At 71.5% G+C, this 24860-nt stretch carries 20 protein-coding genes; 13 read left to right on the forward strand and 7 right to left on the reverse strand.

Annotation, left to right across the window (positions count from 1 at the left end; translation table 11 throughout):
* Positions 1-210: 210 nt before the first annotated feature.
* From EDF42_RS03825 to EDF42_RS03835, 3 genes are read left to right on the forward strand one after another with little or no spacing between them, the layout of a single operon-like run.
* Positions 211-2967, forward strand: a complete 2757-nt coding sequence (locus EDF42_RS03825) for a hypothetical protein (protein ID WP_123671496.1) — start codon at positions 211-213, stop codon at positions 2965-2967.
* Positions 2964-4376 (forward strand): hypothetical protein, encoded by a 1413-nt coding sequence (locus tag EDF42_RS03830; protein WP_123671497.1) that lies wholly within the window; start codon positions 2964-2966, stop codon positions 4374-4376. The genes EDF42_RS03825 and EDF42_RS03830 overlap by 4 nt, the downstream gene beginning before the upstream one ends.
* Before the next feature lie 36 nt (positions 4377-4412).
* Positions 4413-8666, forward strand: a complete 4254-nt coding sequence (locus EDF42_RS03835) for an FtsK/SpoIIIE domain-containing protein (protein WP_123671498.1) — start codon at positions 4413-4415, stop codon at positions 8664-8666.
* A gap of 90 nt (positions 8667-8756) precedes the next feature.
* On the opposite strand, the gene EDF42_RS03840 is transcribed toward EDF42_RS03835, so the two are convergent.
* The 3 genes from EDF42_RS03840 to EDF42_RS03850 are packed head-to-tail and all read right to left on the reverse strand — an operon-like array spanning position 8757 to position 12342.
* The gene (locus EDF42_RS03840; RefSeq protein ID WP_123671499.1) at positions 8757-10763 is read right to left on the reverse strand and encodes a serine/threonine-protein kinase; all 2007 of its coding nucleotides are present in this window, start codon (positions 10761-10763) and stop codon (positions 8757-8759) included.
* A 56-nt stretch (positions 10764-10819) separates the two neighbouring features.
* Positions 10820-11659, reverse strand: coding sequence for a mycothiol synthase (mshD, locus tag EDF42_RS03845; protein ID WP_123671500.1), 840 nt, complete (start codon positions 11657-11659; stop codon positions 10820-10822).
* Positions 11659-12342 carry a winged helix-turn-helix domain-containing protein gene (locus EDF42_RS03850; RefSeq protein WP_123293289.1) on the reverse strand — a complete coding sequence of 228 codons (684 nt, stop codon included), beginning with the start codon at positions 12340-12342 and terminating at the stop codon, positions 11659-11661. The genes mshD and EDF42_RS03850 overlap by 1 nt, the downstream gene beginning before the upstream one ends.
* 157 nt (positions 12343-12499) lie before the next feature.
* Between EDF42_RS03850 and EDF42_RS03855 the strand changes: the two genes are divergently transcribed.
* The 3 genes from EDF42_RS03855 (at position 12500) to EDF42_RS03865 (ending at position 14615) form a co-directional block, all read left to right on the forward strand.
* A complete protein-coding gene (locus tag EDF42_RS03855; RefSeq protein ID WP_123936868.1) occupies positions 12500-12781 on the forward strand; it encodes a hypothetical protein in 282 nt (93 codons plus the stop codon).
* Between the two features lie 137 nt (positions 12782-12918).
* Entirely contained in the window at positions 12919-13521 is a 603-nt protein-coding gene (locus tag EDF42_RS03860) for an FABP family protein (RefSeq protein ID WP_123293291.1), read from the forward strand.
* Positions 13521-14615 carry a folate-binding protein YgfZ gene (locus EDF42_RS03865; RefSeq protein ID WP_123671501.1) on the forward strand — a complete coding sequence of 365 codons (1095 nt, stop codon included), beginning with the start codon at positions 13521-13523 and terminating at the stop codon, positions 14613-14615. The genes EDF42_RS03860 and EDF42_RS03865 overlap by 1 nt, the downstream gene beginning before the upstream one ends.
* A gap of 99 nt (positions 14616-14714) precedes the next feature.
* Here the strand turns inward: EDF42_RS03865 and EDF42_RS03870 are convergent, their stop codons facing one another.
* Positions 14715-15491 (reverse strand): class I SAM-dependent methyltransferase, encoded by a 777-nt coding sequence (locus tag EDF42_RS03870; RefSeq protein ID WP_123671502.1) that lies wholly within the window; start codon positions 15489-15491, stop codon positions 14715-14717.
* A gap of 45 nt (positions 15492-15536) precedes the next feature.
* Between EDF42_RS03870 and EDF42_RS03875 the strand changes: the two genes are divergently transcribed.
* Positions 15537-16283 (forward strand): phosphoglyceromutase, encoded by a 747-nt coding sequence (locus EDF42_RS03875; protein ID WP_123293294.1) that lies wholly within the window; start codon positions 15537-15539, stop codon positions 16281-16283.
* A gap of 188 nt (positions 16284-16471) precedes the next feature.
* On the opposite strand, the gene EDF42_RS03880 is transcribed toward EDF42_RS03875, so the two are convergent.
* Positions 16472-17011, reverse strand: coding sequence for an AAA family ATPase (locus tag EDF42_RS03880; protein WP_123340902.1), 540 nt, complete (start codon positions 17009-17011; stop codon positions 16472-16474).
* A gap of 45 nt (positions 17012-17056) precedes the next feature.
* The gene (phoU, locus tag EDF42_RS03885; RefSeq protein WP_123293296.1) at positions 17057-17725 is read right to left on the reverse strand and encodes a phosphate signaling complex protein PhoU; all 669 of its coding nucleotides are present in this window, start codon (positions 17723-17725) and stop codon (positions 17057-17059) included.
* 146 nt (positions 17726-17871) lie between these two features.
* On the opposite strand from phoU, the gene EDF42_RS03890 reads away from it, so the two are divergent.
* Together EDF42_RS03890 and EDF42_RS03895 are read left to right on the forward strand one after the other, a co-directional pair.
* A complete protein-coding gene (locus tag EDF42_RS03890; RefSeq protein ID WP_111085243.1) occupies positions 17872-19038 on the forward strand; it encodes a cell wall metabolism sensor histidine kinase WalK in 1167 nt (388 codons plus the stop codon).
* Positions 19035-19715 (forward strand): response regulator transcription factor, encoded by a 681-nt coding sequence (locus tag EDF42_RS03895; RefSeq protein WP_111085241.1) that lies wholly within the window; start codon positions 19035-19037, stop codon positions 19713-19715. The genes EDF42_RS03890 and EDF42_RS03895 overlap by 4 nt, the downstream gene beginning before the upstream one ends.
* A 79-nt stretch (positions 19716-19794) precedes the next feature.
* Here EDF42_RS03895 and EDF42_RS03900 read toward each other — a convergent pair whose 3' ends face one another.
* Positions 19795-20259, reverse strand: coding sequence for a hypothetical protein (locus EDF42_RS03900; protein ID WP_148067609.1), 465 nt, complete (start codon positions 20257-20259; stop codon positions 19795-19797).
* Positions 20260-20468: 209 nt separating this feature from the next.
* Here EDF42_RS03900 and EDF42_RS03905 point away from each other — a divergent pair, with 209 nt between their 5' ends.
* The 4 genes from EDF42_RS03905 to rlmB are packed head-to-tail and all read left to right on the forward strand — an operon-like array spanning position 20469 to position 24650.
* Entirely contained in the window at positions 20469-20951 is a 483-nt protein-coding gene (locus EDF42_RS03905; RefSeq protein ID WP_017888066.1) for a CarD family transcriptional regulator, read from the forward strand.
* 41 nt (positions 20952-20992) lie between these two features.
* Positions 20993-22183: a 2-C-methyl-D-erythritol 4-phosphate cytidylyltransferase gene (gene ispD, locus EDF42_RS03910; protein WP_123671504.1), complete on the forward strand. Its 1191-nt coding sequence runs from the start codon at positions 20993-20995 to the stop codon at positions 22181-22183.
* Between the two features lie 18 nt (positions 22184-22201).
* A complete protein-coding gene (gene cysS / locus EDF42_RS03915) occupies positions 22202-23611 on the forward strand; it encodes a cysteine--tRNA ligase (protein WP_123671505.1) in 1410 nt (469 codons plus the stop codon).
* Positions 23612-23639: 28 nt separating this feature from the next.
* Complete coding sequence (gene rlmB, locus EDF42_RS03920; protein WP_111085235.1) at positions 23640-24650, forward strand: 23S rRNA (guanosine(2251)-2'-O)-methyltransferase RlmB; 1011 nt, start codon at positions 23640-23642, stop codon at positions 24648-24650.
* Positions 24651-24860: the final 210 nt, after the last annotated feature.

Here is a 24860-nt window from a genome sequence, read left to right on the forward strand (position 1 = left end):
GGCCCGAAGCCCTGGTCCCCCTGGATCATGCGTGCAGAGTATCAGCGCGGTTGTGGACGGCGAAGGCGCAACTCGCTGGATGCGATACGTTGTATTCCAGTCGGGGCGTGTGGCCCGAACGGGGGCGGCCAGGGCGGCCGATCGACGCGAACCCGACGCCATCGAGCAACTAACATCGATGTGCTCGACGATTCTCTTGGGGGGAAGACCGTGATCAACCAGCGTGCCGGGAACACCGGAGCACGAAGCACCACTCGCCGGCTCGTGGGGGCGGTCGCCGTCACCGGCATCGCCGCGCTGGTGCTCGCCGGGTGCACGTCCGACGACAAGCCGGTGGCTGACCCGTCACGGATCCTGCAGACGGTCGACACGCGTCTGGCCGCGGACGGCTCGATCACGTCGATCTCCGACACCGCGATCTCGGTCGCGGGCAAGGACTCCTCGTCAGCGACGACCGACCACGACCCCGCGAAGGCGGCTGGTGACCTCCCGCTCCGCATCACGACGCAGTACTCGACGTCGAAGGAGACCGGTACCGACCTCGCCGACCTCGACGGGTACTCGGGCCGGATCGCGATCGACCTGACGATCGAGAACCTCACGGTCACGTCGAAGAACCTGACCTACGACGTCGCCGGGACCTCTCGCTCGACTCCGGCGCTCGTGGGTGCACCGTTCAGCGTCGCGGCCTCGACCGTCCTCACCGGCACCGCGGCCGACCGCATCGTCACCGATGCCGCTGACTCCGGTTCGTCCACCGACGGCGTCGTCAGCACCAACGAGGACGGGGACGCGGTCGTCCAGTGGGGTCGCCTGCTGGCACCGCCGACATCCGGCGCGAGCAGCACGCTGCACCTCGTCGCCGACGTCAAGGACTTCACGGCGCCGACGTTCGACGTCGCCGCGCAGCCCGGGCTGTCCACGGACCTGTCCTCGACCGGCGTGGTGAACGCGGCGTTCGGGTCCGACAGCGACTCCGAACTCGCGCTCCAGCGCCGCACCATCGACCTCATCTCGCAGGTGAACGAGGTGCTCGCACGAGCGGGCGGCACGATCACCGAGGTCCGGTCCAACCTCGAGACCACGTCGAAGACCCTCGGCGTCAGCACGGCCGAGCGGCTCAAGGAGAGCAGCTCGTCCCTGGCGGGCACCATGCGGTCCCTGTCCGGCGAGCTCGGCTCCCTGAACGGCGACCTCGGCACGACCGTCAAGGCGACGCAGTCCACCGTGCTGCAGCAGCTCCAGCAGACCACGACGAGTCTCGACAGCCTGCTCGGCGACACCTCGGCGACGGCCCCGGCCCCGGTGCTCGACGGCAACGGGTGCGCGGCGACGCCGAAGACCTCGACCGCGGGCGGCAGCGTCTACGGCAACCTGCTCCGCGTCTCGTCCCAGCTCGAGGGCTACGCCGACGCGAGCGAGGGGTGCAAGCAGCAGGTCAGTGCGCAGCTCTCCGCTGCCGTCGGCCCGACGGCCCCGGACGCGACGACCTGCGCCGCGACGGACGCGCGAGACTCGCTGACCTGCACGCTCTACGAGTCGTCCACCGCGATCAACGGCTCGCTGATCGGACTGGTGAGCACCGGACAGGCGCTCGCCGCGCGGTTGCAGCCGGAGACGGTCGACGACGCCATCGCGAGCGTCGCCGACCTGGACGAACAGCTCACGACCATCTCGACCACACTCGACGAATACGAGAACGGCGGGGACGGTGGCACCGGGGACGCCCTCCGCGCACTGTCGACGAGTGCGGACCAGATCGGCACGCGGCTCGACGCACTGGCGACGGGCGTGCAGACAACGCACGACCGTGCCGAGGCGGCACGTGACCTGGTCGACGGCGCAGGGTTCCCGCTGTCGATGCAGCGTCAGAACTCGGCGGTCGCGGACCAACTCTGCACCCTCGCGACGCTCGGACAGCTCGACCAGGCCGACGCTGATCGCCTCCGCGGCTACCTGACGGCCGAGCCCTGCGCCGGTGCGCCGGAAGGAACCGTGCTCCAGCCCGGTCTCGGGTTCACCGACCCGATGGACGAACGACTGGACGACCAGACGGCGCGCTGGCAGGACGTCGTCGACTCGACCAGCGCCGACGCGACGACCGAGGGCACCATCGGCAGCGCGATCGCCGGCCTGCGGACCGATCTGGACGCGCTCGACAACAGCATCCGCGCTGTCCGTGACGCCGTCCGTGGTGGGAGCGACGACGTGGGTTCCACGATCGAACGCCTTCGCGCAGCAGTCGCGGACGCCGACCGTTCGCAGGCGGTCGTCGCGACGCAGCTCGGGACGGTCCGCCAAACGCAGATCGACCTCGCGGCCGAGGTCGAGAAGACCTTCAAGGACGCTTCCGACCAGTCGTCGGAGACCTTCAAGAAGGCCATCGACGCGCAGGTCCGGAAGGTCTCGACCACGGCGTCCGAGAGCAACCAGGCCGTCCGCGACGCCTTCGACAAGTCGATCTCGGGCCTGCGGTCCACCGCTGACGAGGTCACGAAGGACTCGAAGGGCACGATCGACGAGCAGAAGAGCACTCTCGAGCAGGAAGGCTCGGAGCTCTCCTCCGCGGTCGACCGGCAGACGGTGTCCAGCCTCGAGCGCATCGCGGCCAGCACGAGCGCCTCGACGCGTGACGTGCAGGGCGCTTCGACGCTGCTGACCGGCGACCTCAACCGGGTGATGCTCGACCTGGGCGACCGCAAGGTCAACGGCTCCGGCATCCTCGGCGCCATGGCCACCAGCGCGGCGAAGTCCGACTCCGCCGACTACCAGCTCGCCCTGGCGTCGCAGAACGCCGCGGGCTACGCGAACGTCCGAGCAGAGGACGTCGCCGGCATCCTGCTCCAGCAGGAGCAGTTCCGTGCATCGCTCGATGCGGCGACGACGCTGCCGGCGTTCCAGCTGAAGGTCCCGGCCAGCGCGACGTCGACCACGCTGTACACCTTCCGGATCGGGGCCGACCGATGAGTGACCAGACGACCGAAGCCACTGCGTCCGAGGGCGCTGACGGAACGAGTCCGCGCAGCCGCCGTCCGCTGCTCTTCGTCGGCATCGCGGTGCTCCTCGTGGCCGCGGTCGTCGCCGCCGTCCTGACGTTCCGGGCGTTCGGCAGCAGCACCCCGGCCGAAGCGGTGTCCGCCACCGTGCCGGTGGAGATCACGGTGGCGCACGTCCCGGCGAAGACGAAGATCGGCATCATCGTCACGCTCGGCGACGGTGAGGGATCCGAGTGGAACGAAGCGGCTCAGGGCGCGCTGGTGGCGGAGCGTCGGCTCGCACTCGGTGGCGCCGACGTCGCGCTCGTCACGAAGAACGACGGCGGGACCGCAGCCGGGGGGAAGGCTGCGGTCGACGCTCTGGCGAAGAGCGGCGTCGCCGGCATCGTCGTCGCCTCGTCGGGCAGCCACGTGTCCGGCGCTCTCACCGCGGCGGCGGCGAAGGGAATCCCGGTCGTCCTGCCCTACGCACCGGCGGAGAAGGACTCCTGGTCGACTGCACCGGCGGCTGGCTCGATCAGCAAGGCGATGACCACGGCGCTCGGCGACGCCGACGCTCCACTGCTGGTCGACCTGGGCGGCGGTGCTCCGGCGGACCTGCGGGTGGCGCACGTCCTGGACGGTGACGAGACCGCGGACACCGCAGCGCTCGCCACGACCGTCGCCGAGCGCACCGGCGCGACGAGCAACGAGCATGACGCGGACGCAGACGCCGATGCCGACGCGAAGACCCCGACGCCGGACTCCGACGCCGTCGTCGTCAGCGGCTCCGCGGAACGCCAGGGTGCCTTCGTCGCCGCGCTCCAGGCCGAGAACGTCACGGTGCCGGTCGTCCTGACGCCGGATGCGACGAGCCCGGCGTTCGGTGCCGCACTCGTCGAGGCCGGCGGCAGCCTGAGCGGTTCCTTCCGGACCGTGGGTGTCGCCACCGACGACGCTCGAGCGCTCGCCTCCGACTCCGGGGGCCGGGCGATGTCCGCGTTCCTCGGTGGTGTCCGGGTGCTCGCCGGGGACCACGACGCCGAGAACCTGACCGGTGACCAGCCGTTCTCGGCGGTCGCGGGCGCGGCGGACTCGCGCAGCCACGACGCCGTCATCGCCCTGGTCCGCGCCGTCGGCACGGCGAGGAGCGTCGAGCCGGCGGACGTCACCGACGCCCTCGCCGCGCTCGACCTCGACACCGATGCGGGCATCGCCGGTCCGGCGCTCGACTTCACGCAGCAGCAGGCACTCGGGACGCCCGCGACGGTGCTCGCGGCGTCGGCGCAGCAGCTCGGTCTCCGTCCGGCCAGCACCGCGTCCGGCGACGGCACCGGCAGCGGAACCGACGCCGCCCAGACCACGTCGCTCGTCTGGTTCGACGACTCCAGCACGGACTGACCCACCCACGCACCGACCCGGAAGAGGAACGCGAGCATGCGCCTGCTGATCGAGCTCGACGACCGACGTGAAGCGGTCGAGGTCGACGGGTGGTCCGGCGCGTCCTCGCTGGGGGAGCTCATCGCGGCGGCGATCGGCGTCGAACTCGACGCCGAGACGACCCTCGCGGTCGACGGTCACCGCACCAGTGCGGCGACCCCGCTGCGCGACCTCGTCCTGCTCGAGGGCTCCCGCATCGGCCGCGCACCGCAGGAGCGGCCGCAGACGATCGACGGGTGGAGCGTCACCCTCGTCGGGGGACTCGACGCGGGTCTCGTCGTACCGGTCCCGCGCAGCCGGAAGCTCGTCGTGGGCCGGGCTCCGCAGGCCGACGTCGTGCTGCCCACCGAGAGCGCTTCGTGGGAGCACTGCACGATCGAGCGCGAGGACGACGGGGTCCGGGTGCGTGACGCCGGGTCGACGAACGGCACCGTCATCGCCGGGGAACGCATCGATGCCGAGGGCGTCCTGCTCACCGGGACGACGAGCGTCATCCTGGGCGGGGCCGTGCTGCTCGTCCGGCCAGCGCTCGACGAGGTGCCCGTGCCCGCGGCCGGCTCGCTGGCGAACCTGACCCCGGCGGCGACGGCGCCGTTCAACCGACCGCCGCGCGCCGGACGGACCTCCGACGCCGAGACGGTCGTGCCCCCCGGACGCAAGGACGTGCCACCGGCGTCGAAGTTCAGCTGGATCACCGTCGCTGCGCCCCTGGTGCTCGCCGGGGCGATGGTGCTCCTGCTCGGCGACGCACGGTTCGCGCTCTTCGCCCTGCTCTCTCCGGTCACCGCGATCGGGATGTGGTTCGAGCAGAAGCACCGCCGCGCGAAGAACCTCAAAGAAGAGGACACCCGCTTCGCCGAGGCCGTGGAGTCCTTCCGCGGTGAGATCTCCGAAGCCGCGGCCGTCGAGGCTGCCCGCCGCCAGGAGCTCGTGCCCGACCCGGCGACCGTGGTGCGGCGAGCCGAAGTGCCGACCACACTGCTGTGGCAGCGTCGCTCGGACGACGAGGACTTCCTGAGCCTGCACGCCGGCACCGGAGACGCTCCCTGGCGACCCGAGGTCGACCAGCGTGCGGCGTCCGCGAAGCTCGAGGACGAGGCGAAGGCCGCCATCGCCGACAGCCGTCTGACGGCCGCGCCGGTGGTGGCCGACCTGTCCGACGCCGGCGTCGTCGGGATCGTCGGCGATCGTCAGGGCGCCCTCGCCCTGGCGCGAAGCCTGCTCACGCAGGCCACCGTGCACTGCGGTCCCGCGGACCTGACGGTGGGCGTCTTCTGCGACGCGGGCCGCGCGGAGGACTGGGGGTGGGCCTCCTGGCTGCCGCACGCGCGTGTGGCGGGGAGCAGTACCGGCGCCCGCTGGATGTCGGCGCAACGCGACCAGAGCGCGGCGATGCTGCGCGGCCTGCGGGAGTCGCTCGACGAGCTGCCGACGCCGAACCTGCTCGTCGTGGTCGACTCCGAGGTGCTCACCGAGGGTCGGGATGCCCCTGCCCGCAACCTGCTCGGCCAGGGCCGCTCGGTGCCCGGGCAGTCCCTGCGCCCGGGGGAGCGACCACGCCGGGTGAGCGGGATCGTCATCGCGACGAACGAGCAGCAGCTCCCCGCCGCCTGCACGTCGATCATCACGGTCGGTGCCGATGCCGCCGCCACGGTCTACCGCCCAGAGGACCGGACCCGTGTCGAGGACGTCGTGCTCGCCGGCCTCAGCGTCGAGACCGCCGAGCGCAGTGCCCGGAGCGTCGCCCACTTCGACGACCCCGAGCTCACGGTGCCCGGTGCCTCGTTGCCGTCGCTCGTCCGCCTGCCCGAGCTGTTGTCGAGCGAAGGGATCCGCACGGCGTGGGACGCCCGCACCGGCTTCTCGACCCCGATCGGCTCGTCCGAGAGCGGTGTGCTCGAGATCGACCTGGTCCGCGACGGCCCCCACGGCCTGGTCGGCGGTACCACCGGTTCCGGCAAGAGCGAGTTCCTCCGGTCCCTCGTGGCCGGGCTCGCCGCGCGGAACGACCCGACGCGCCTGAACTTCCTGCTCGTCGACTTCAAGGGTGGTGCGGCCTTCGCAGCGTGTGAGCGCCTCCCGCACACCATCGGCACGATCAGCAACCTCGACGAACAGCTCGCCGACCGTGCGATCCGGGCACTCGAAGCCGAACTCGAACGACGCCAGCGGGTGTTCGCCGCAGCCGGAGCCGACATCGACAACCTCGATGCCTACCTGGCGACGAAGCCGGTCGAGCCGATGCCGCGGCTGCTGCTGGTCGTCGACGAGTTCGCGATGCTCGCGAAGGACTTCCCGGACGTCCTGACGTCGCTCGTCAGCATCGCGGCCGTCGGCCGAACGCTCGGCGTCCACATGATCCTGGCGACCCAGCGGCCGGCTGGTGTGGTGAGCGAGGACATCCTCGCGAACACGAACATGCGGGTCGCCCTGCGGGTGCAGAGCCGTGAGGACTCGACGAACGTCATCGGTGTCCCCGCCGCAGCCGGGATCGGTCGACAGCAGACCGGCCGCGCCTACGTGAAGCTCGGGCAGGACGACATCACCCCGGTGCAGACCGCCCTCGTCACCGGCCGGGCCCGTGACGAGCGTGCCGAGCAGCCGGTCTCGGTCCGGCCGACCGACGTGTTCGGCGTCCCCGCTCCGATGCCGGCTCCGGCTCCGACCGCGTCGGACGTCACCGACCTCGACCAGCTCATCGAAGCGATCGGGCAGGCCAACGCGGCAGCCGGGTACGCCCCGCCGCGTCCGATCTGGCCCGAGGCGCTCGGCGAGCGCGTCGAACTGGCGGCCCTCACCGCCCCAGGCCCGGGAACCGCCGCAGGCCCGGGCACCGACCCGCGCCCCGCGACGGTGCCCGTCGCCCTCGCCGACGACCCGGACCACCAGCGTCAGGTCACCAGCGGCTGGGACCTCGACGAGGGCAACCTCATGCTCATGGGCATCCCGGGCAGCGGGACGAGCACCGCCCTCGCCACGATCGCGCTGCAGCTCGCGGCGTCGTCGAGCCCCGATGAGCTCGACCTCCTGGTGCTCGACATGGGCCCGGGGGACCTCGCTCCACTCGCGCAGCTGCCGCACGCGACGGCCTACGTCGGCTCCGGTGCGGGTGCGGGGGAGCTGCAGACGCGGTTCCTGCGGCACCTCCGCGTCGAGCTCGAGCGTCGTCGTGCGGCACCCGGTGGGCGCCGTGCCGTGGTGCTCATCGACGGCCTCGCCGCCCTGCGTGACGAGTACCAGGACTTCGAGGGGCAGCAGCTGCTCGACGCGCTCTACCGGGTGTACGCCGAGGGTCCCGCGCTCGGCATCTCCTTCGCGGTCTCGACGACCCGCGCGAAGGCGGTTCCCTCCGCCATGGACGAGGTCACCACGCAGAAGTGGATGTTCCGCCTCGCTGACCCGTACGACTACGCGTCCATCGGGGTCCGCCCCAAGGACGTCCCGCCGCCGGTGCCCGGCCGCTTCATCGACTCGACCAGGCGGCTGCAGTCGCACGTCGCGACACCGGACGTCCCGCTCGCGCAGGCCGTCGCACGGATCGCGGAGATCCGCTCGGGCAGCAGCAGGAAGGCGAGCGCGGTCGGTCGGCTGCCCGATGCCGTGCTCGTGGACGAGCTCGGCGCCGGAGCGGTGTTCGCGGGAGAGCCCTGGCGGATCCCGATCGGCATCGCGGAGGACGACCTGCAGCCGGCGTGCGTCGAGGTCTACGACGGCGAACACGTGCTCGTCGCCGGCCCGGCCCGGTCCGGTAAGTCGAGCGTGCTCCTCGCCGTCGCCGAGCTCGCGCGGACAGCCGAGGGCGTTCGTCCGGCAGTCTGGGCGATCTGCGACCGCCGGTCGCCGCTCGCCTCGGGTTCGTTCGACCGGATCGCCGTGGGCCCGGACGAGGTCCCGGCCCTGCTGGCCGGGCTGCGGCTCGAGCGTGGACCGGTGCTGCTGTTGATCGACGACGCCGAACGCTTCGAGGACGGCGACCAGGCCATCGCGACGCTGCTCACGACCGAGCGCCCCGGACTCTGCGTCGTGGCGGCTGGCCGCTCCGCGGACCTCCGGTCGCTCTACAGCCACTGGACCCGAGCGGTCCGCAAGTCGCGATGCGGCGTACTCCTGCAGCCGGACGTCGACTACGACGGCGAGCTGCTCGGGGTCACGCTCCCGCGCCGCGCACCGGTGGCGCTGACCGTGGGTCGCGGGTACGCGTCCTCCGGCGGCGCCGTCCGCCTCGTGCAGACCGCATCCGCCGGCAACTGACCGAGAGACACCGAGACCTTCGGCCTGGAGGCCCGTGGCCGCGTCCGCCACGGACCGCAGGGTCGACCCGCAGTCACGACCAGAGCGCGCTCAGTCGCGCGTCGTGATCCCGAAGGGCGAGCTCTCGAGGTTCGTGAAGTTCCCCACCGTCGCCCGGACCGTGCACGACGGGGCGACGGACAGCGCGGTGACGACGAGCCCGTCGGACGACACGGCCAACGCGCCCGAGCAGGCGTCGGCGAACCGCACGCCGGACTCCCCGCCCGCCACGTCGACGAGCATCTGTGACGGACGACCGGTGGCGGGACTGCGGTAGAGCGGGTTGAGTTCGTCTGCGCCGCTCGGCCACACCGGCACGAGCGTGACCGGCAGCGCTGTCTGGCTGACCGTGCGGTCGGGCGTCCGGACCTCGATGCCCTGCAACCGCTGCACCGGGTACGCGGTCCCGCGCACGGAGTCGTCGGTCAGGGCAGTGGTGGTCGCCTCGCCCACGCCGTCGAGCCACGTCTGCAGCGCCGCGCCGTCCGTGACGGATGCGAGCGGCACGGAGGCCTCGACCGTGACGTCACCGCCGGCGGGGACCTCGACGCCGGAGAGACTCCAGGCGCACGTGGTGTCGACACCGGTCAGCGAGGGTTGGTTGCGTTTCGCCGTGATCCCTTCGCCGCTCCAGGTGACCGCGGGGCAGGACGCCCCCGAGCGGGAGCCCGGCACGACTTCGAGGAACGGACCGGTCAGGGCCGATGCCTGCGCCGCGTACGTGACGCGCAGGTCGACGGTGCCCTTCGCCGGGTCGATGGTGGCACGGCGGGTGGTCGCGAGGCCCGTGGGCAGTGGGCGGTCCTGCTGGTACGCGTTGGCGGCCTGGGCGGTCGCCGTGCCGCTACCCGGCGTCTTCCGCAGCGCACCGGGCAGCCAGACGACCCCGCCGACGACGAGCGCGGCGACGAGCACGACGCCGATGCCACCGAACAGGAGCGCACGGTCCGTCAGCCACTCGGGACGAGCGAACCGACGCGGCGGTGCCGACTCGGCAGCGGGGGCGGTGGGCAGCGGCTGTCGGGCCATCGGCCGGATGACCGTCTGCGACCCGGCGGGGCCGAGTTCCGGAGCCGGCCCGGCCACCACCGCTGCGTCTTCCGGAACCCCGGTGCCGCCCCGGTCGGCGTCGCCATCGGGGCGGAGCCCGCGGACCACGGTGGCGGGCCGTTCGACCTCGTCGAACGCATCCGGGTCGCTCGTCGCGGGCATCGCAGGGGCCGAGGCGAGGGAGCGCGCGAGGCGGCGCAGGGTCGCCGCGGCGTCCGCTGCTGCCGGACGGCTGTTCGGGTCCTTCTTCAGCAGGGCGGACACCGCGGACCACAGCGCATCGGGCACGTCGAGCGGCGGTGGGTTCGAGGTGACGTGCCGGTACGCGACGGCGAAGTCCGTGCCGGGCCCGGCGAAGGGCGTGCGGCCGGACAGCAGCTCGTAGAGCATCACGCCGGCGCCGTAGACGTCCGCAGCGGGACCGGCGCGGCCGTGACTGATCGACTCGGGGGCCATGTACTGCGGCGTGCCGAGGAGCCCGGTGGTGGTGCGCTCCCGCTCGGCGACCACCGACGCGATGCCGAAGTCGGTGACCCGGACGTCGCCGGACGCACCGGGGACCCAGGGGGTCTGGAGCAGGACGTTGTCGGGCTTGACGTCGCGGTGGGTCACGTCGCGCTCGTGCGCTGCGGCGAGGGCGTCGAGGGTCTCGGCGGTGATCGTCAGGGCGTCCCGCGGGGTCAGCGGCCCGGTCGATGCGAGCAGATCGCGCGCGGACCCGCCGGGCACCAGGTCCATGACGATCGCGAGCCGGTCGCCCTCGACCACGAGGTCGCGGACGCGCACGATCGAGGGGTGCTGCAGTGCGAGGAGTACCGAGCGTTCGCGGACGAAGCGTTCGACGATCTGCGGGTCGGCGGCGAGCTCGGCACGGAGCAGCTTCGCGGCGAAGTGTTCTCCGGTCGCGGTGTGCTCGGTCCGCCAGACCTCGCCGGTGGCACCGGTCCCGAGCAGCTCGACCAACCGGTACGACGCACCGAGTGGCTCACCCTGACCGTACTGCGCCACTGCGTCCCCGACTTCCCGATTCCCCCGCTGGCCGACCCCTCGCCGACCACGCAATGTTACCGGCCGGTCGGCGCCTCCGCCTGCTCCGGCGCGGCGTACTGCACGTCGATCGCGTACTGCTCGAACCCGGACCGTCGGTACAGCGCCAGCGCGGGTTCGTTGTCGCCCTCGACGTACAGTGCGGCGGCGGTCAGCCCACGCCCGGTCAGCCGAGCCGTCCCCGCGCGCATGAGCACCCCGCCGAGCCGCTGCCCCTGCAGGTCGGGCCGGACGGCGACGGCGTAGAACTCGCCGATGCCGTCCTCGACCTTGAGCCAGCACGAGCCGGCCAGCTGCCCGGAGGCGTCGCGGAGCAGCAGCAGGTCCTCGCCGGAGAACCAGGCGTCCGACTCGCGGGCGTGCAGGTCGTCGAGCGTCATGCGGCCCTGCTCGGGGTGGTGCGCGAAGGCCGCGGCGTTCAGGGCGAGCCAGTCGGCCTCGTCCTCGGTGCCGGGCCAGAACGCGGACAGGCTGTACCCGACCGGCACGTCGGCAGGAGCCGCGTCCGGAGAGGGCCCGGCGCCGTCGATCGGCGCCCGGAGCTGCAGCAGTGTCCGAACCGCGCGCCAGCCGAACCGATCGGCCAGGGCCCGCGCTGCGGGGTGGTCCCCGTGTGCCCAGGCGAGCACGGGAGCGGCCCCGCCGCCCAGGGCGAGCGCCTGCGTGACGAGGGAGGTGCCGGTGCCGCGACCACGGGCCTCCCGGTCGACCACGAGTTCCAGCTCGCCGTCACGGACCACGGCGACCCCGTCGTCGACGGCGAGGACGGTCGCGCGCCCCGCGCGGACGTCGACCAGGGTCTGGTCCGAGAACGGCGGTGCTTCACCGGGCACGACGAACCGTGCGAGGTCCGGCACTACTGGCCCATCAGGCGCTCGGCCTCGTCGTCGTAGACGTTGAAGCGGTACCCGACGTTGCGGACCGTGCCGATGAGCGACTCGAGGTCGCCGAGCTTGGCGCGGAGACGTCGGACGTGCACGTCGACCGTGCGGGTGCCACCGAAGTAGTCGTAGCCCCAGACCTCGCTGAGCAGCTGCTCGCGCGTGAAGACCCGGGACGGGTGCGTGGCGAAGAAGCGCAGGAGTTCGAACTCCTTGAACGTCAGGTCGAGCGGCCGGCCGCGGACCTTCGCCGAGTAGCTGGCTTCGTCGATGACGACACCCGACGCCTGGATCTTCGAGCTGGACTGCCCCTTGGCCGCACGGCCCGCGGACAGCCGGATGCGGGCGTCGATCTCGGCGGGGCCCGCGCTCTCGAGCACCACGTCGTCGACGTTCCACTCGCTGTTGACGGCGGTCAGGCCGCCCTCGGTCACCACGAGCACGATGGGCGTCGTCGAGCCGGACGAGGCGAGGATCTTGCACAGGGCCTTCGCGCTGACGAGGTCGGTGCGGGCGTCCACGAACATCAGGTCGCTCTGCGGCGCGTTGACCAGCTGTGCGGCCTCGGCCGGCACGTGACGGATCCTGTGGCTCAGGAGACCGAGGCTCGGCAGGACGTCGCCGGGCGCGGTCGAGGTGAGTACCAGGAGCTGTGCCACAGGACCTCCGCAGGTGGATGACGTCGTGGACACATCCTAGTGATGCTCGGGAAGTCCTCATCCGGCCGGACGGTTTGCGCGGCAACCCGCAAGCGCGCGCCGGGCGCGCAGTCGCTGTGCCTGCGCGCCGGGCGTGACCCCTGTCATGATGGAACGCGTGACCCAGCCAGTGCAGCCCACCGACCAGCGGCGCCTCAAGCTGACGTCCGTCCTGCCGGTCTGGATCCTGGCCGTCGTCGGGGCGGTGCTCGTCCTGACACTCGCCGAGCGCGACGCCTTCGCCTGGCTGCTGCTCGTGTTCGTCGCCTGCGTGATGGTGAGCTTCGTGCTCCAGCTCATCACCGCGACGAAGGACGGACTGGTCGAACGGATCAGCATCGCCTCGTCCGGTGCCTTCGTCGTGGTGCTCGTCACCGCGGTGGTGCTCCTGGCGCGTTGAGCCGAGCCGCGTAGACTCCGGGGCATGGATTCGCTGCTTGCGCTCGAGCTGTTCTACGTGGGCCTCCTCGGTCTGGCGTCGCTCGCGATCGCGTTCATCTCGGTCGTCGTCGTCGTGAAGCTGTTCAAGGGTCAGCGTTGATCGAGCTCCCCGAGGGCCTGGCGCCCGAACTCGTCCCGTTGTCGTGGCTCGTCGGCGTCTGGGAGGGCACCGGCGTCGTGGAGTACCCCGTCGGTGACGAAGAGGCGCCCCGCACCTACGAGTTCGGCCAGCGCGTGAGCTTCAGCCACGACGGACTTCCGTACCTCAACTACTCGTCCACCACGTGGCTGCTCGACGACGACCACACCCCGCTCGCCGCCGAGATGGGCTACTGGCGGATCGATCGTCCGACCGAACCCGGTGACCGCGGCCCCGCGATGCTCCTGGGCGAGGGACCGACCCCGTTCACCACCGTCGAGAGCGTCGAGGCGCTGCGCAACACCACCGACGGCTTCGACGTCGAAGCCGCGATCGTGCACCCGACGGGCGTCAACGAGCTCTACGTCGGCCGCGTCCTCAAGGGTCGGATCGACCTGGCCACCGACGCCGTGATGCGCTCGCCGAACGCGAAGGACTACTCCGCCGCGACCCGCCTGTACGGCCTGGTCGAGGGCAAGTTGTTCTGGGCGTGGGACATCGCCGCGCTCGGCCGCGAACTCACCTCGCACGCCTCGGGGCAGCTCGCGAAGGTCGACTGATGTCGGCGTTCGCGGTGCGCGACGGGTTCGTCGCGGCATCTGACGCGCCCGACGCGCCCGCAGCTCACTTCGGCAACCCCCTGGGTGAGCAGCGGCTGCTGGCCCGTGGCCGCGCGGTCGTCGATCTCGGCCTCGGTGTCGTCACCGTCTCCGGCCCGGACCGCCTGTCCTGGCTCAACTCGATCACCTCGCAGCAGCTGACCGGTCTGCCGACCGGCGTCAGCACCGAGACCCTCGTGCTCGACCAGTCCGGCCGCGTCGAGCACGCCGCCCGCGTGGTCGACGACGGTGCGATCGCGTGGCTCCTCACCGAGCCGCAGGACGCCGCACCGCTCGCCGCCTGGCTCGACTCGATGCGCTTCATGCTCCGGGTCGAGGTCGCCGACCGTTCGGCCGACTTCGCGACCATCGGCTGGTTCGGCGAGGCCGCCCCGTTCGCGTCGACCGTCCTGCCGGACCCGCCCGTCGTCGAGTGGGTCGACCCGTGGGCGGCCGTCACACCCGGTGGGTGGAGCTACGCCGCCCAGGAGGCCCACCCCGGCTCCGACTGGACCCTCTGCATCGCCGTGGTCACGCCCGGCACCTCGGCCGCGATCGCTGCGTCGGACGAACCCGTCGCGGGGCTGCTCGCGTACGAGGCGCTGCGGATCGCCGCCTGGCGTCCGACGCTGTCCGACGCCGACGAGCGCACCATCCCGCACGAGCTCGACTGGCTCCGCTCCGCCGTGCACCTGACGAAGGGCTGCTACCGCGGGCAGGAGACCGTCGCGAAGGTGCACAACCTCGGGCACCCGCCGCGTCGGATCGTGCAGCTGCACCTCGACGGCTCCGACGCCGTGCTGCCGGCCCCGGGGACTCCCGTGATGCTCGGCGACAAGGAAGTCGGGCGACTGTCGGCCTCGGCGGTCCACCACGAGCTCGGCCCGATCGGACTGGCCGTGGTCAAGCGCTCGCTCGACCCCACCGCGACGCTGACGCTCACCGCCGACGACGTCGTGGTGACGGCGGCGCAGGAGACCATCGTCCCGCCGGAGGCCGGCGCCACGGCGAACGTCCCGCGGCTGCCCCGGCTCGGAGCCGTCAAGCGCTCGTAGGCTCCGTCCGGGGTCGATGCTGGCGCGAGACTCGGCCTGAGCGACACTTCTCGGGCCCCGGAGCGCGAGATCAGTCGCTGAGCGCGAGACTCGCCCCCTTCAGGTGGCGGGCTCGACCGCGGCCCACGGCACGCTGAGCTCGCCGAGCCGCCACCGGGTCGGCCCGTGCAGCACCGGCCACCCGCGGTCGCGCAGGCCCCGCACCGTGGCGATCCACCGCTGCCGGGGCCCGTACGTGCCGAGCGGCGCCGCGACCGCCCACGACAGGTCGAGGTCGCGCAGGAACGCGTGCACCCGCTCACCCGGCACGTTCCGGTGGATGAGCGCCTTCGGCAGCCGTTCGGCGACGATCGACGGCACGTCGAGTCCGGCGAGCCGCAGCGACACCGTGAACGACACCGGCGCGTGCTCGTCCAGCGTCACCCACGAGGCCACCCGCCCGACCTCGTTGCACGTCCCCTCGACCAGCGCGCCGCCGGGCTGCAGCCGGTCCTGCATGATCCGCCACGACCCCACCACGGCGGACTCGTCGTACTGCCGCAGCACGTTGAACGCCCGGATCACGGCCGGTCGGCGGTGCCCGGGCGTGGGCGTCTCGAAGCCGCCGAGCCGGAACGTCACGCCGTCGCGGGTGCCCGCGTTCGCGAACGCCACGCGTGCCGGTTCGATCTCGATGCCGGTGACCTCGACGTCCGGACGCACCAGGGCCAGACGGTCGCGCAGCTCGAGCGTCGTCGTCGGCGAGGCCCCGTACCCGACGTCGGCGACCAGCGGGTCGTCGGCCTTGCGGAGCGCCGGCAGCGACGCGATCCACCGGTCGACACGGCGGAGCCGGTTGTACCCGGTCGTTCCGCGCGTCACGTTCCCGATGGGCATGACGTCAAGGGTACGGGCCTGCCGACGCTCGGTAGACTCGGCAGCATGACCTCCACGCTCGTCCTGCTCCGTCACGGAAACAGTGACTGGAACCAGAAGAACCTGTTCACCGGTTGGGTCGACGTCCGGCTCAGCGAGCTGGGCGAGAAGGAGGCGAAGCGCGCCGGCGACCTCATCGCCGAGTCGGGCATCGTCCCCGACGTCCTGTACACCTCGCTCCTCACCCGCGCGATCCAGACGGCCGACATCGCGCTGCTCCAGGCCGATCTCGCCTGGCTGCCGGTCAAGCGGGACTGGCGCCTCAACGAACGCCACTACGGCGACCTGCAGGGCAAGGACAAGGCCCAGACGCTGGCCGAGTACGGCGAGCAGCAGTTCATGGAGTGGCGCCGTTCGTTCGACGTCCCGCCGCCCCCCATCGCCGACGGCGCCGAGTGGTCGCAGGCCGGTGACCGCCGCTACGCCGACCTCGGCGACCAGCTGCCGCGCACCGAGTCGCTCAAGCTCGTGATCGACCGGCTGCTGCCCTACTGGGAGTCGGACATCACGAAGGACCTGGGCGAGGGCAAGACCGTGCTGGTCACCGCGCACGGCAACTCGCTCCGCGCGCTCGTCAAGCACCTCGACGACATCTCCGACGACGACATCGCCGGCCTGAACATCCCGACGGGCATCCCACTGGTGTACGAGCTCGACGACGACTTCCGTCCGACGAAGCCGGCGTACTACCTCGACCCCGAGGCCGCTGCCGCCGGCGCTGCCGCCGTGGCTGCCCAGGGCGCCAAGAAGTAGCACCGCACGCATGAACGCCCCGCCCGGTCTCCGGGCGGGGCGTTCTTCGTTCGACCTGGTGGGTTCGCGAAAGCGACAGGGTGCCGCGAACGTTCCGCCGACTCCTGTCGCTCTGCCGGGAGGAACGGATCACCGCACCGACGACGTGTCGCTTCGACGGAGCGGTCGGCTCCTCGAGCCTCGGCTGGTCAGACGAAGTGCGACGCGATCTCCTGCACGAGGGCACCGACGTCGTAGGGCTTCGTCGTGTCGACGCGGACGACGGGGAGCAGCCCGGTCGGCCCCGCGGTGGGGCCGAGGGTGTCCCAGGTGTCGAGGATCGATGCCAGGTCGCCGTGGACCTCGTGCCGGATCGGAGCGTCCGGCTCGTAGCGGTCGCGCAGGCGTTCGTCGGCCGTGGCGCGGTCGACGTGGCACCAGACCTCGACGGCACGGGGCGAACCGGCCGTCAGGAGCCCGGCGGTCAGGAAGTCCCGGCTCTCCGGGGTGACCCAGACGGCGTCCAGGACGACCCCGTTCTCGACCGCGCCGGCCATCGCCCACACGGTGTCCATCGCGATGCCACCGAGCGGACGCGACGCGATCATCGGCCCGACGATGTCGGCGAGGGGCTCCTTGATCCGGTCCTTCGACAGGAACGGGCAACCGAGCACCTCGGCCAGCGCAGCTCCGATCGTGCTCTTGCCGGAACCGGGCATGCCGTTGACGATGATCGCGACCTGAGCCATGCGTCGATCCTCGCAGACCGCGCAGCCGCGGTCAGACCACGGCGGTCAGACCGCGGCGGTCGAACTCGAGGCGCCGGTCCAGTCGCCGGTCGCCAGGTACTCGACCTTCTTGGCGATCGACACCGCGTGGTCGGCGAAGCGCTCGTGGTAGCGGGAGGCCAGGGTGGCGTCGACGGTGTCGATGGGTCCGCCCTTCCACGCCTCGCCGAGCACGAAGTCGAACACGCTCGCGTGCAGTTCGTCGACGGCGTCGTCCTCGTCGCGGATCTCCGCGGCCAGGGCGATGTCCTCGGTCGCGAGCAGCCGCGTGAGCTTCTGCGACATCGCGACGTCGTGCTTGCCCATCTCCTTGAAGGTGCCGCGGAGGCCCTTCGGCACGACCTTCTCGGGGAAGCGCTGGCGGGCGAGCTGCGCGATGTGCTCGGCCATGTCGCCCATGCGCTCGAGCGAGGAGCTCACGCGCAGGGCGGTGACGACGACGCGCAGGTCGCGGGCGACCGGTGCCTGGCGGGCCAGGATGTCGATGGCGATCTCGTCGAGGCTGTTGGCGGCCTCGTCGATCTTCTGGTCGTCGGCGATCACCTCCTCGGCGAGGGCGACGTCGGAGTCGCTGAAGGCCTGGGTGGCCCGGGTGATGGCGGACTCGACGAGTCCTGCGATCTCGGTCAGTCGCTCCTGGACGTCCTGGAGTTCCTGCTGGAAGACTTCGCGCATGGGGGAGTACCTCTCTCTGCGTACCGGACGAGTGTCGTCAGCCCAGGTGAACGAACGGTGACGTGGGGCTGAACGCTTCGCGATCCGGCCTTCCGGGACGGGTGAACGGTACCGGAACCCCGCATGACCATCCCTACACTGGCGGCATGGACAACGCGTGGCTCGTGCCACTGTCGATGCTCCTCGGCGGGGTCTTCGGCGCGGGCGTCGTGGTGCTGATCATCACCGCCGAGCGCACGGCTCGTGCAGCAGACGTGGCGGAACGCACCCTGCCGGACGGTGTCGCAGCGGTGATCGCGACGATGCACAACCCGGCGGTGGTCATCGACCCGTCGAACACGGTCGTGGCCGCATCGCCCCAGGCGCTGACCGTCGGACTCGTCGTGCGGCGCCGGCTCGTGCACCAGGAGCTCCTCGACCTGGTCGACCGGGTGCGCAAGAGCGGCGAGATGGGGGCGGAGGACCTCGAGCTCCCACGCGGACGACACGGGGAGCTCATCGGCTACCTCAGCTTCCGGGCCGCGCAGCTCGGCAACCGGTACGTGCTCATCACGGCCGACGACCTGACCGAGAGCCGGCGCATCGACGAGGTCCGCCGTGACTTCGTCGCCAACATCTCGCACGAGCTGAAGACCCCGATCGGCGCCATCGGCCTGCTGTCCGAGACCCTCGTGATCGCGGCCGACGACCCGGAGCACGTCAAGAAGTTCGCGGCGCAGCTCATCACCGAGTCCGAGCGGCTCGGCGCCCTGACGAAGGACATCATCGAGCTGTCCCGGCTGCAGTCGGTCGACGCGTTGGAGAACAGCGAGGAGACGGGTGTCGACAAGATCGTGCAGGCCGCGGTCGACGCGAACGAGGTCGTCGCGCGCGCCCGCTCGATCGAGATCATCCGGGCGAAGAAGTCGAAGCTCCGGGTGATGGGCGACCCGGGCCTGCTGCAGGTCGCCGTCTCGAACCTCATCGCCAACGCGGTGAAGTACTCGCCCGACGGCACCCGCGTCGGCGTGGGCGTCCGGTCCGCGAAGGGCTTCGTCGAGATCGCGATCACCGACCAGGGCGTCGGCATCCCCGAGGCCGACCTGGACCGCGTGTTCGAGCGGTTCTACCGTGTCGACCCGGCACGGTCACGGGCCACCGGCGGCACCGGCCTGGGGCTCGCCATCGTCAAGCACGTCGTCGGCAACCACGGCGGCGACGTCCGTGTCTGGTCGCAGCCCGGCAAGGGCTCGACCTTCACCATCCGCCTGCCCGAGGCGGACACCGAACTGACCACCGCACTCGAAGAGCAACTGGAAGAGCAGCCATCGTGACCAAGATCCTCATCGTCGACGACGAGCCGGCCCTGAGCGAGCCCCTGGAGTTCCTGCTGCAGCGTGAGGGGTACGAGACCTCCGTCGCGGCCGACGGCGTGACCGCGCTGTCGAAGTTCGACTCGGAGAACCCGGACCTGGTGCTCCTCGACCTCATGCTGCCGGGGCTCTCCGGCACCGAGGTCTGCCGCCAGATCCGCACCCGGTCGAACGCGCCGATCATCATGCTGACGGCGAAGGACTCCGAGGTCGACATCGTCGTCGGGCTCGAGCTCGGCGCGGACGACTACGTGACGAAGCCGTACTCGACGCGCGAGCTGCTGGCCCGCATCCGTGCGGTCCTGCGCCGACGCACCGAGGACGACCCGGCGGACAGCGGGATCCTGCAGGTCGGCGGCATCCGGATGGACGTCGAGCGGCACACGGTGTCGGTGGACGGGTCGGAGACGGCGATGCCGCTCAAGGAGTTCGAGCTGCTCGAGTTGCTGCTCCGGAACGCCGGCCGGGTGCTCACCCGTGGGCAGCTCATCGACCGGGTGTGGGGCTCCGACTACTTCGGCGACACCAAGACCCTCGACGTGCACATCAAGCGCATCCGCTCGAAGATCGAGCGCGTGCCGTCCACCCCGGAGATCCTGGTGACGGTCCGCGGTCTCGGGTACCGCATCGAGGCCTGAGACGCACGGACAGGAGGCCCGGTGCGAGTCCCAGGGACTCGCACCGGGCCTCCCGGTCTGAAGCGCGTGCGCGGTGCGGCTACTCGCCGTCCGTCGGCGTGGCCGACGGGGTCTCGACCGGCAGCGTGATCTGGCTGGACGGCTCGGGGGTCGAGGTCGGCGCGAGGGTGGCGTACTCCTCTTGCGCGGTGGTCAGCACCGGCACGTTGGCCGAGACACCCTCGGCGTCGGGGTACGAGAAGTACACCTTGACGAGCGAACCGGGCTTCGCGTCCGCGCCGTCGAAGTCGAGGGTGTCGTGCTGCGAGTCGTTCGCCAGGTCGACGTGCGAGTTCGCCGGCACCAGCACGGTCTCGGTGTCGCCACCGATCTCGACCGACACGGTGATGCCGTCGGTGTCGGAGTTGTTCACCAGCGTCCCGATGAACCGCGCACCCTCGCCGTCGTCCGAGATGAGGATGGCGTTCCGCACGTCGACCTTGCCGGTCGAGACGTTCACGCCGTCGGTGATCTGCTTGATGTCGACGGTGTGCGCAGGCGACATGAACTCGCACCCGGTGGCGCCCAGCGCGATGGTTGCCGCAACGGCGACGGACACGAGTACCCGAGCTCGCAAGAGATTCCTCCGTAAGTCGATGAGGACCAGACGGTCCCGCTCCATCTTAGCGATCACCGGGAAGGCCCAGTGCTGAGGGTCCCCTTACCCGAACACCCCTTGTGGTAAACTGGAAGTCTGGGAACGGAGCCTGATACATGCAATTCGAGGTCGGCGAGACCGTCGTCTACCCCCACCACGGGGCGGCAACCATCTCTGAAGTCAAGACGCGCGTCATCAAGGGCGAGGAAAAGGTCTACCTGAAACTGCGGGTCACGCAGGGTGACCTGACGATCGAGGTGCCGGCGGACAACGTCGACCTGGTCGGAGTCCGCGACGTGATCGGCAAGGAAGGGCTCGACAAGGTGTTCGAGGTCCTCCGGGCGCCGTTCACCGAAGAGCCCACCAACTGGTCGCGCCGGTACAAGGCGAACCTCGAGAAGCTCGCTTCCGGGGACGTCATCAAGGTCTCCGAGGTCGTCCGCGACCTCTGGCGACGCGATCAGGACCGCGGCCTGTCCGCGGGCGAGAAGCGGATGCTGGCCAAGGCGCGGCAGATCCTGATCTCCGAGTTGGCCCTGGCCGAGAAGACCGACGAGGACAAGGCATCGACCGTCCTCGACGAAGTCCTCGCGTCCTGAGCGCACTGCACACCACGACGACCGCACGGTTCCCCGAAGGGGTGGACCGGGCGGTCGTCGTCGTTGCAGCCGGGTCCGGAACCCGGCTCGGCATCGGCACCGCGAAGGCGTTCGTGCCCGTCGCGGGGCAGCTCATGCTCGCGCGGGCGCTCGAGCCGCTGTTCACGTTGTCGGCTCCGACGCTGGTCGTCGTGGTCGCGCCGTCGGCCCTGCTCGAGGACTGCCGTCAGGTGGTCGCCTCGGTCGCGGGTGCTGCGGTCGTGTACACGGCGGTCGTCGCCGGAGGCACGGATCGCCACGGCTCGGTCCAGGCCGGCCTGCGCGTGCTGCCGGACTCCGTCACCGCGGTGCTGGTGCACGATGCGGCGCGGTGCCTCACGCCGGCCGCGCAGTTCGACCGGGTGTTCGACGCGGTCGAGGGTTCGGTCGCGACCGGCACCGGTGACGGCGTCGTCCCCGCGCTGCCCGTCACCGACACGGTCAAGCGGGTGTCCGGCGACGTGGTCGTCGAGACCGTCGACCGGTCCGCGCTCATCGGGGTCCAGACGCCGCAGGGCTTCCCGCTCGACGCACTCCGGCGGGCGTACGCGGTGTCGACGCAGCCCGAGACCGACGACGCGGGCGTGTTCCAGGCGGCCGGTGGAGCGGTGCGTTTCGTCCCGGGCGACGCCGATGCCTTCAAGATCACGACGCCGTGGGACCTCGGACGAGCAGAGTCGATCGTCCGGTCGCGCGCCACGGTCCCGGGCGACCCCGGTGCCTCGGCGGTCCGGCTCGGGCTCGGGGTCGACGTGCACGCGTTCGACGTCGAGTCGCCGTGCCGCGTCGGCCTGCTCGACTTCCCCGGCGAACCCGGCCTCTCCGGGCACAGCGACGGTGACGCCGTGGCGCACGCGGTGTGCGACGCCCTGCTCTCCGCGGGTGGCCTCGGTGACATCGGCGGGACGTTCGGCACCGCGGACCCCGCCTACGCCGGTGCCGCCGGGGACGTCTTCATCCGCGGTGCCGTCGGGTTGCTCGCCGACGCCGGCCTCGTCCCCGTGTCGGTCACCGTCCAGGTCATCGGGAACCGGCCGCGCATCGGGGCCCGTCGTGCGGAGATGCAGGACGCCCTGTCCGCCGTCGTCGGTGCCCCCGTCGCGGTGTCCGGCACGACGACCGACGGCCTCGGCTTCACCGGCCGGGGCGAGGGGCTCGCCGCGATCGCCACGGCCGTCACCCGACCGGCCTGACGTCCTAGGCTTGGGATCGTGACCGTTCGCCTCTACGACTCCCGCGCCGCAGCCGTCGTCGACCTCGTCCCCCTGGTCGACGGACAGGTCAGCGTCTACGTCTGCGGTCCGACGGTGCAGTCGTCGCCGCACATCGGGCACCTGCGCTCGGCCCTGGTCTACGACATCTGGCGCCGCTGGCTGACGTACCGCGGTCTGCGCGTCACCCTCGTGCGGAACGTCACCGACATCGACGACAAGGTGCTCGACCTGGCCGCCGGTACCGACGAGGCGTGGTTCGCCCGCGCCTACCGCGTCGAGCTCGAGTTCACCGCCGCGTACAACGCCCTCGGCATCCTGCCCCCGACCTACGAGCCGCGGGCAACAGCGAGCGTGCCGCAGATGCACGACATCATCACGAAGCTCATCGACCGCGGTCATGCCTACGTCGCCGCCGACGACTCGGGCGACGTCTACTTCGACACCGGCAGCTGGGAGTCCTACGGGGCGCTCACCCGGCAGCGTCGCGAGGACATGGTCGAGGCCGCCGACGCCGACCCCCGTGGCAAGCGCGACGCCCGCGACTTCGCGCTCTGGAAGGGTGCGAAGCCCGGCGAGCCGTCGACCGCGTCGTGGGACTCCCCCTGGGGCCCCGGTCGTCCGGGCTGGCACATCGAGTGCTCCGCCATGTCACGGCGGTACCTCGGTCCGGCGTTCGACATCCACGGCGGCGGACTCGACCTGCGGTTCCCGCACCACGAGAACGAGCTCGCGCAGTCCACCGCGGCGGGCGACCCGTTCGCGTCGTACTGGTTGCACAACGGGCTCGTCACGGTCGAGGGCCAGAAGATGTCGAAGTCGCTCGGCAACTCGATCTTCGCCGCCGACTTCCTCGCCGCTGCCCGTCCCGCCGTGGTGCGGTACTTCCTCGGCGCCGCGCACTACCGCTCCTCGATCGACCACCACGACGGCTCGTTGGCCGAGGCCGAGGCCGCCTACGACCGCATCGACGGGTTCCTGCAGCGGGCCGAGGTGCGGCTCGAAGGCGTGCACCTCGCCGACGCCCCCGCCGTGCCGGACGCCTTCGCCGCCGCGATGGACGACGACCTCGCAGTGCCCCAGGCGCTGGCCGTCCTGCACGAGACCGTGCGCACCGGCAATGCCGCCCTGGATGCCGACGATGCGGAAACGCTCGGGGTCGCGTACCATCAGGTGGCCGCCATGGTAGAGGTCCTCGGCATCGACCCGCGAGCCGCCCACTGGTCGGGGGGCGGTCAGGACACCTCGGCAGGCCCGCTCGCCGCTCTCGTCGAACGCCTCGTGCAGGAGCGCGCGGACGCCAGGGCAGCACGGGACTTCGCTGCGGCCGACCGCGTGCGCGACGACCTCGCCGCCGCGGGCATCACGATCGAGGACACGCCGTCCGGAACACGCTGGAGCATCGCCTGAACACGGCAGTGCCGAACAGGAGCTACGCATGAAGAACGTCTCGGGAAGCAAGAAGGGTCGGCCCGGCGCCGTCCGCACCGGTCGCAAGGGCAACAAGCAGGTCGGTTCCGGTGGTCAGGGTGCCCAGGCGCTCGAGGGCCGCAAGCCGACCCCGAAGGCCGAGGACCGGCCGTACCACCCCGCCGGCAAGCGCAAGGCAGCGAAGGACCGCTTCGAGGCAGCCAAGGGCCGTCACGGTTCCTCGAGCACCCCGCAGGGCCGCACCGGTCGCCCGCCGGCCCGGAAGACCGATGACTCCGAGCTCGTGACCGGACGCAACTCCGTGCTCGAGGCGCTGCGCACGAAGACCCCGTCGACGACGCTCTACATCGCGTCGCGCATCGAGGTCGACGACCGCGTCAAGGAGATCCTGACGCTCGCGAACCACCGCAGCGTGCCGATCATCGAGCTCATGCGCCCCGAGCTCGACCGCATCACCGGCCACGACAGTGTGCACCAGGGCGTCGCGCTCAAGGTGCCGGCGTACGAGTACGCCGTGTCCGAGGACATCGTCGAGCAGGCCTTCTCGCGCGACCAGGTCCCGCTGCTCGTCGCGCTCGACGGCATCACCGACCCCCGCAACCTCGGTGCGATCATCCGATCGACCGCCGCGTTCGGCGGACACGGCGTCATCGTGCCGCAGCGTCGCTCGGTCGGCGTCACCGCGTCGGCGTGGAAGACCTCGGCCGGTGCCGCGGCCCGCACGCCCGTCGCGATGGCCCCGAACCTCACCCAGACGCTGAAGTCCCTAAAGTCGATGGGCCTGTTCGTCCTCGGTCTGGACGGCGACGGCGACGTGGAGCTCGACGGCCTCGCGCTCGCCGACCGCCCGATCGTGATCGTCGTCGGTTCCGAGGGCAAGGGCCTGTCGCGCCTGGTCACCGAGACGTGCGACGCGATCGTGTCGATCCCGATCTCGAGTGCGACCGAGTCGCTCAACGCCGGCATCGCCGCGAGCGTCACCCTGTGGGAGGTCGCCCGGCGCCGTCGCGCCGAGTAGCCGCACCGGCGTCCGCCCCGTCGCTGCGGGCCGTCGACGTCACTGCTTGGAGGCCCGGTGCCGGTCCGCGAGACCGGCACCGGGCCTCCTGTGCGTCCGTCAGGTTCCTCGACGCGCCGCACGCGTCGCGTCGAGGTTCCACGACTCGCCGCGTGCGTTCTGCCGAGGTTCCACACACGGCCGTCTTGCGCGCCGAGGTTCCGAGATATC

It is taken from the genome of Curtobacterium sp. PhB172, from assembly GCF_003752545.1.
In the GTDB taxonomy this organism is placed as follows: Bacteria; Actinomycetota; Actinomycetes; order Actinomycetales; family Microbacteriaceae; genus Curtobacterium.

Excerpts from the sequence above, each read along its gene's own strand:
- EDF42_RS03830 (WP_123671497.1), top strand. The coding sequence starts at position 2,964 with ATGAGTGACCAGACGACCGAAGCCACTGCGTCCGAGGGCGCTGACGGA.
- EDF42_RS03835 (WP_123671498.1), top strand. The coding sequence starts at position 4,413 with ATGCGCCTGCTGATCGAGCTCGACGACCGACGTGAAGCGGTCGAGGTC.
- EDF42_RS03865 (WP_123671501.1), top strand. The coding sequence starts at position 13,521 with ATGTCGGCGTTCGCGGTGCGCGACGGGTTCGTCGCGGCATCTGACGCG.
- EDF42_RS03870 (WP_123671502.1), bottom strand. The coding sequence starts at position 15,491 with ATGCCCATCGGGAACGTGACGCGCGGAACGACCGGGTACAACCGGCTC.
- EDF42_RS03875 (WP_123293294.1), top strand. The coding sequence starts at position 15,537 with ATGACCTCCACGCTCGTCCTGCTCCGTCACGGAAACAGTGACTGGAAC.
- EDF42_RS03880 (WP_123340902.1), bottom strand. The coding sequence starts at position 17,011 with ATGGCTCAGGTCGCGATCATCGTCAACGGCATGCCCGGTTCCGGCAAG.
- phoU (WP_123293296.1), bottom strand. The coding sequence starts at position 17,725 with ATGCGCGAAGTCTTCCAGCAGGAACTCCAGGACGTCCAGGAGCGACTG.
- EDF42_RS03890 (WP_111085243.1), top strand. The coding sequence starts at position 17,872 with ATGGACAACGCGTGGCTCGTGCCACTGTCGATGCTCCTCGGCGGGGTC.
- EDF42_RS03900 (WP_148067609.1), bottom strand. The coding sequence starts at position 20,259 with ATGTCGCCTGCGCACACCGTCGACATCAAGCAGATCACCGACGGCGTG.
- EDF42_RS03905 (WP_017888066.1), top strand. The coding sequence starts at position 20,469 with ATGCAATTCGAGGTCGGCGAGACCGTCGTCTACCCCCACCACGGGGCG.
- rlmB (WP_111085235.1), top strand. The coding sequence starts at position 23,640 with ATGAAGAACGTCTCGGGAAGCAAGAAGGGTCGGCCCGGCGCCGTCCGC.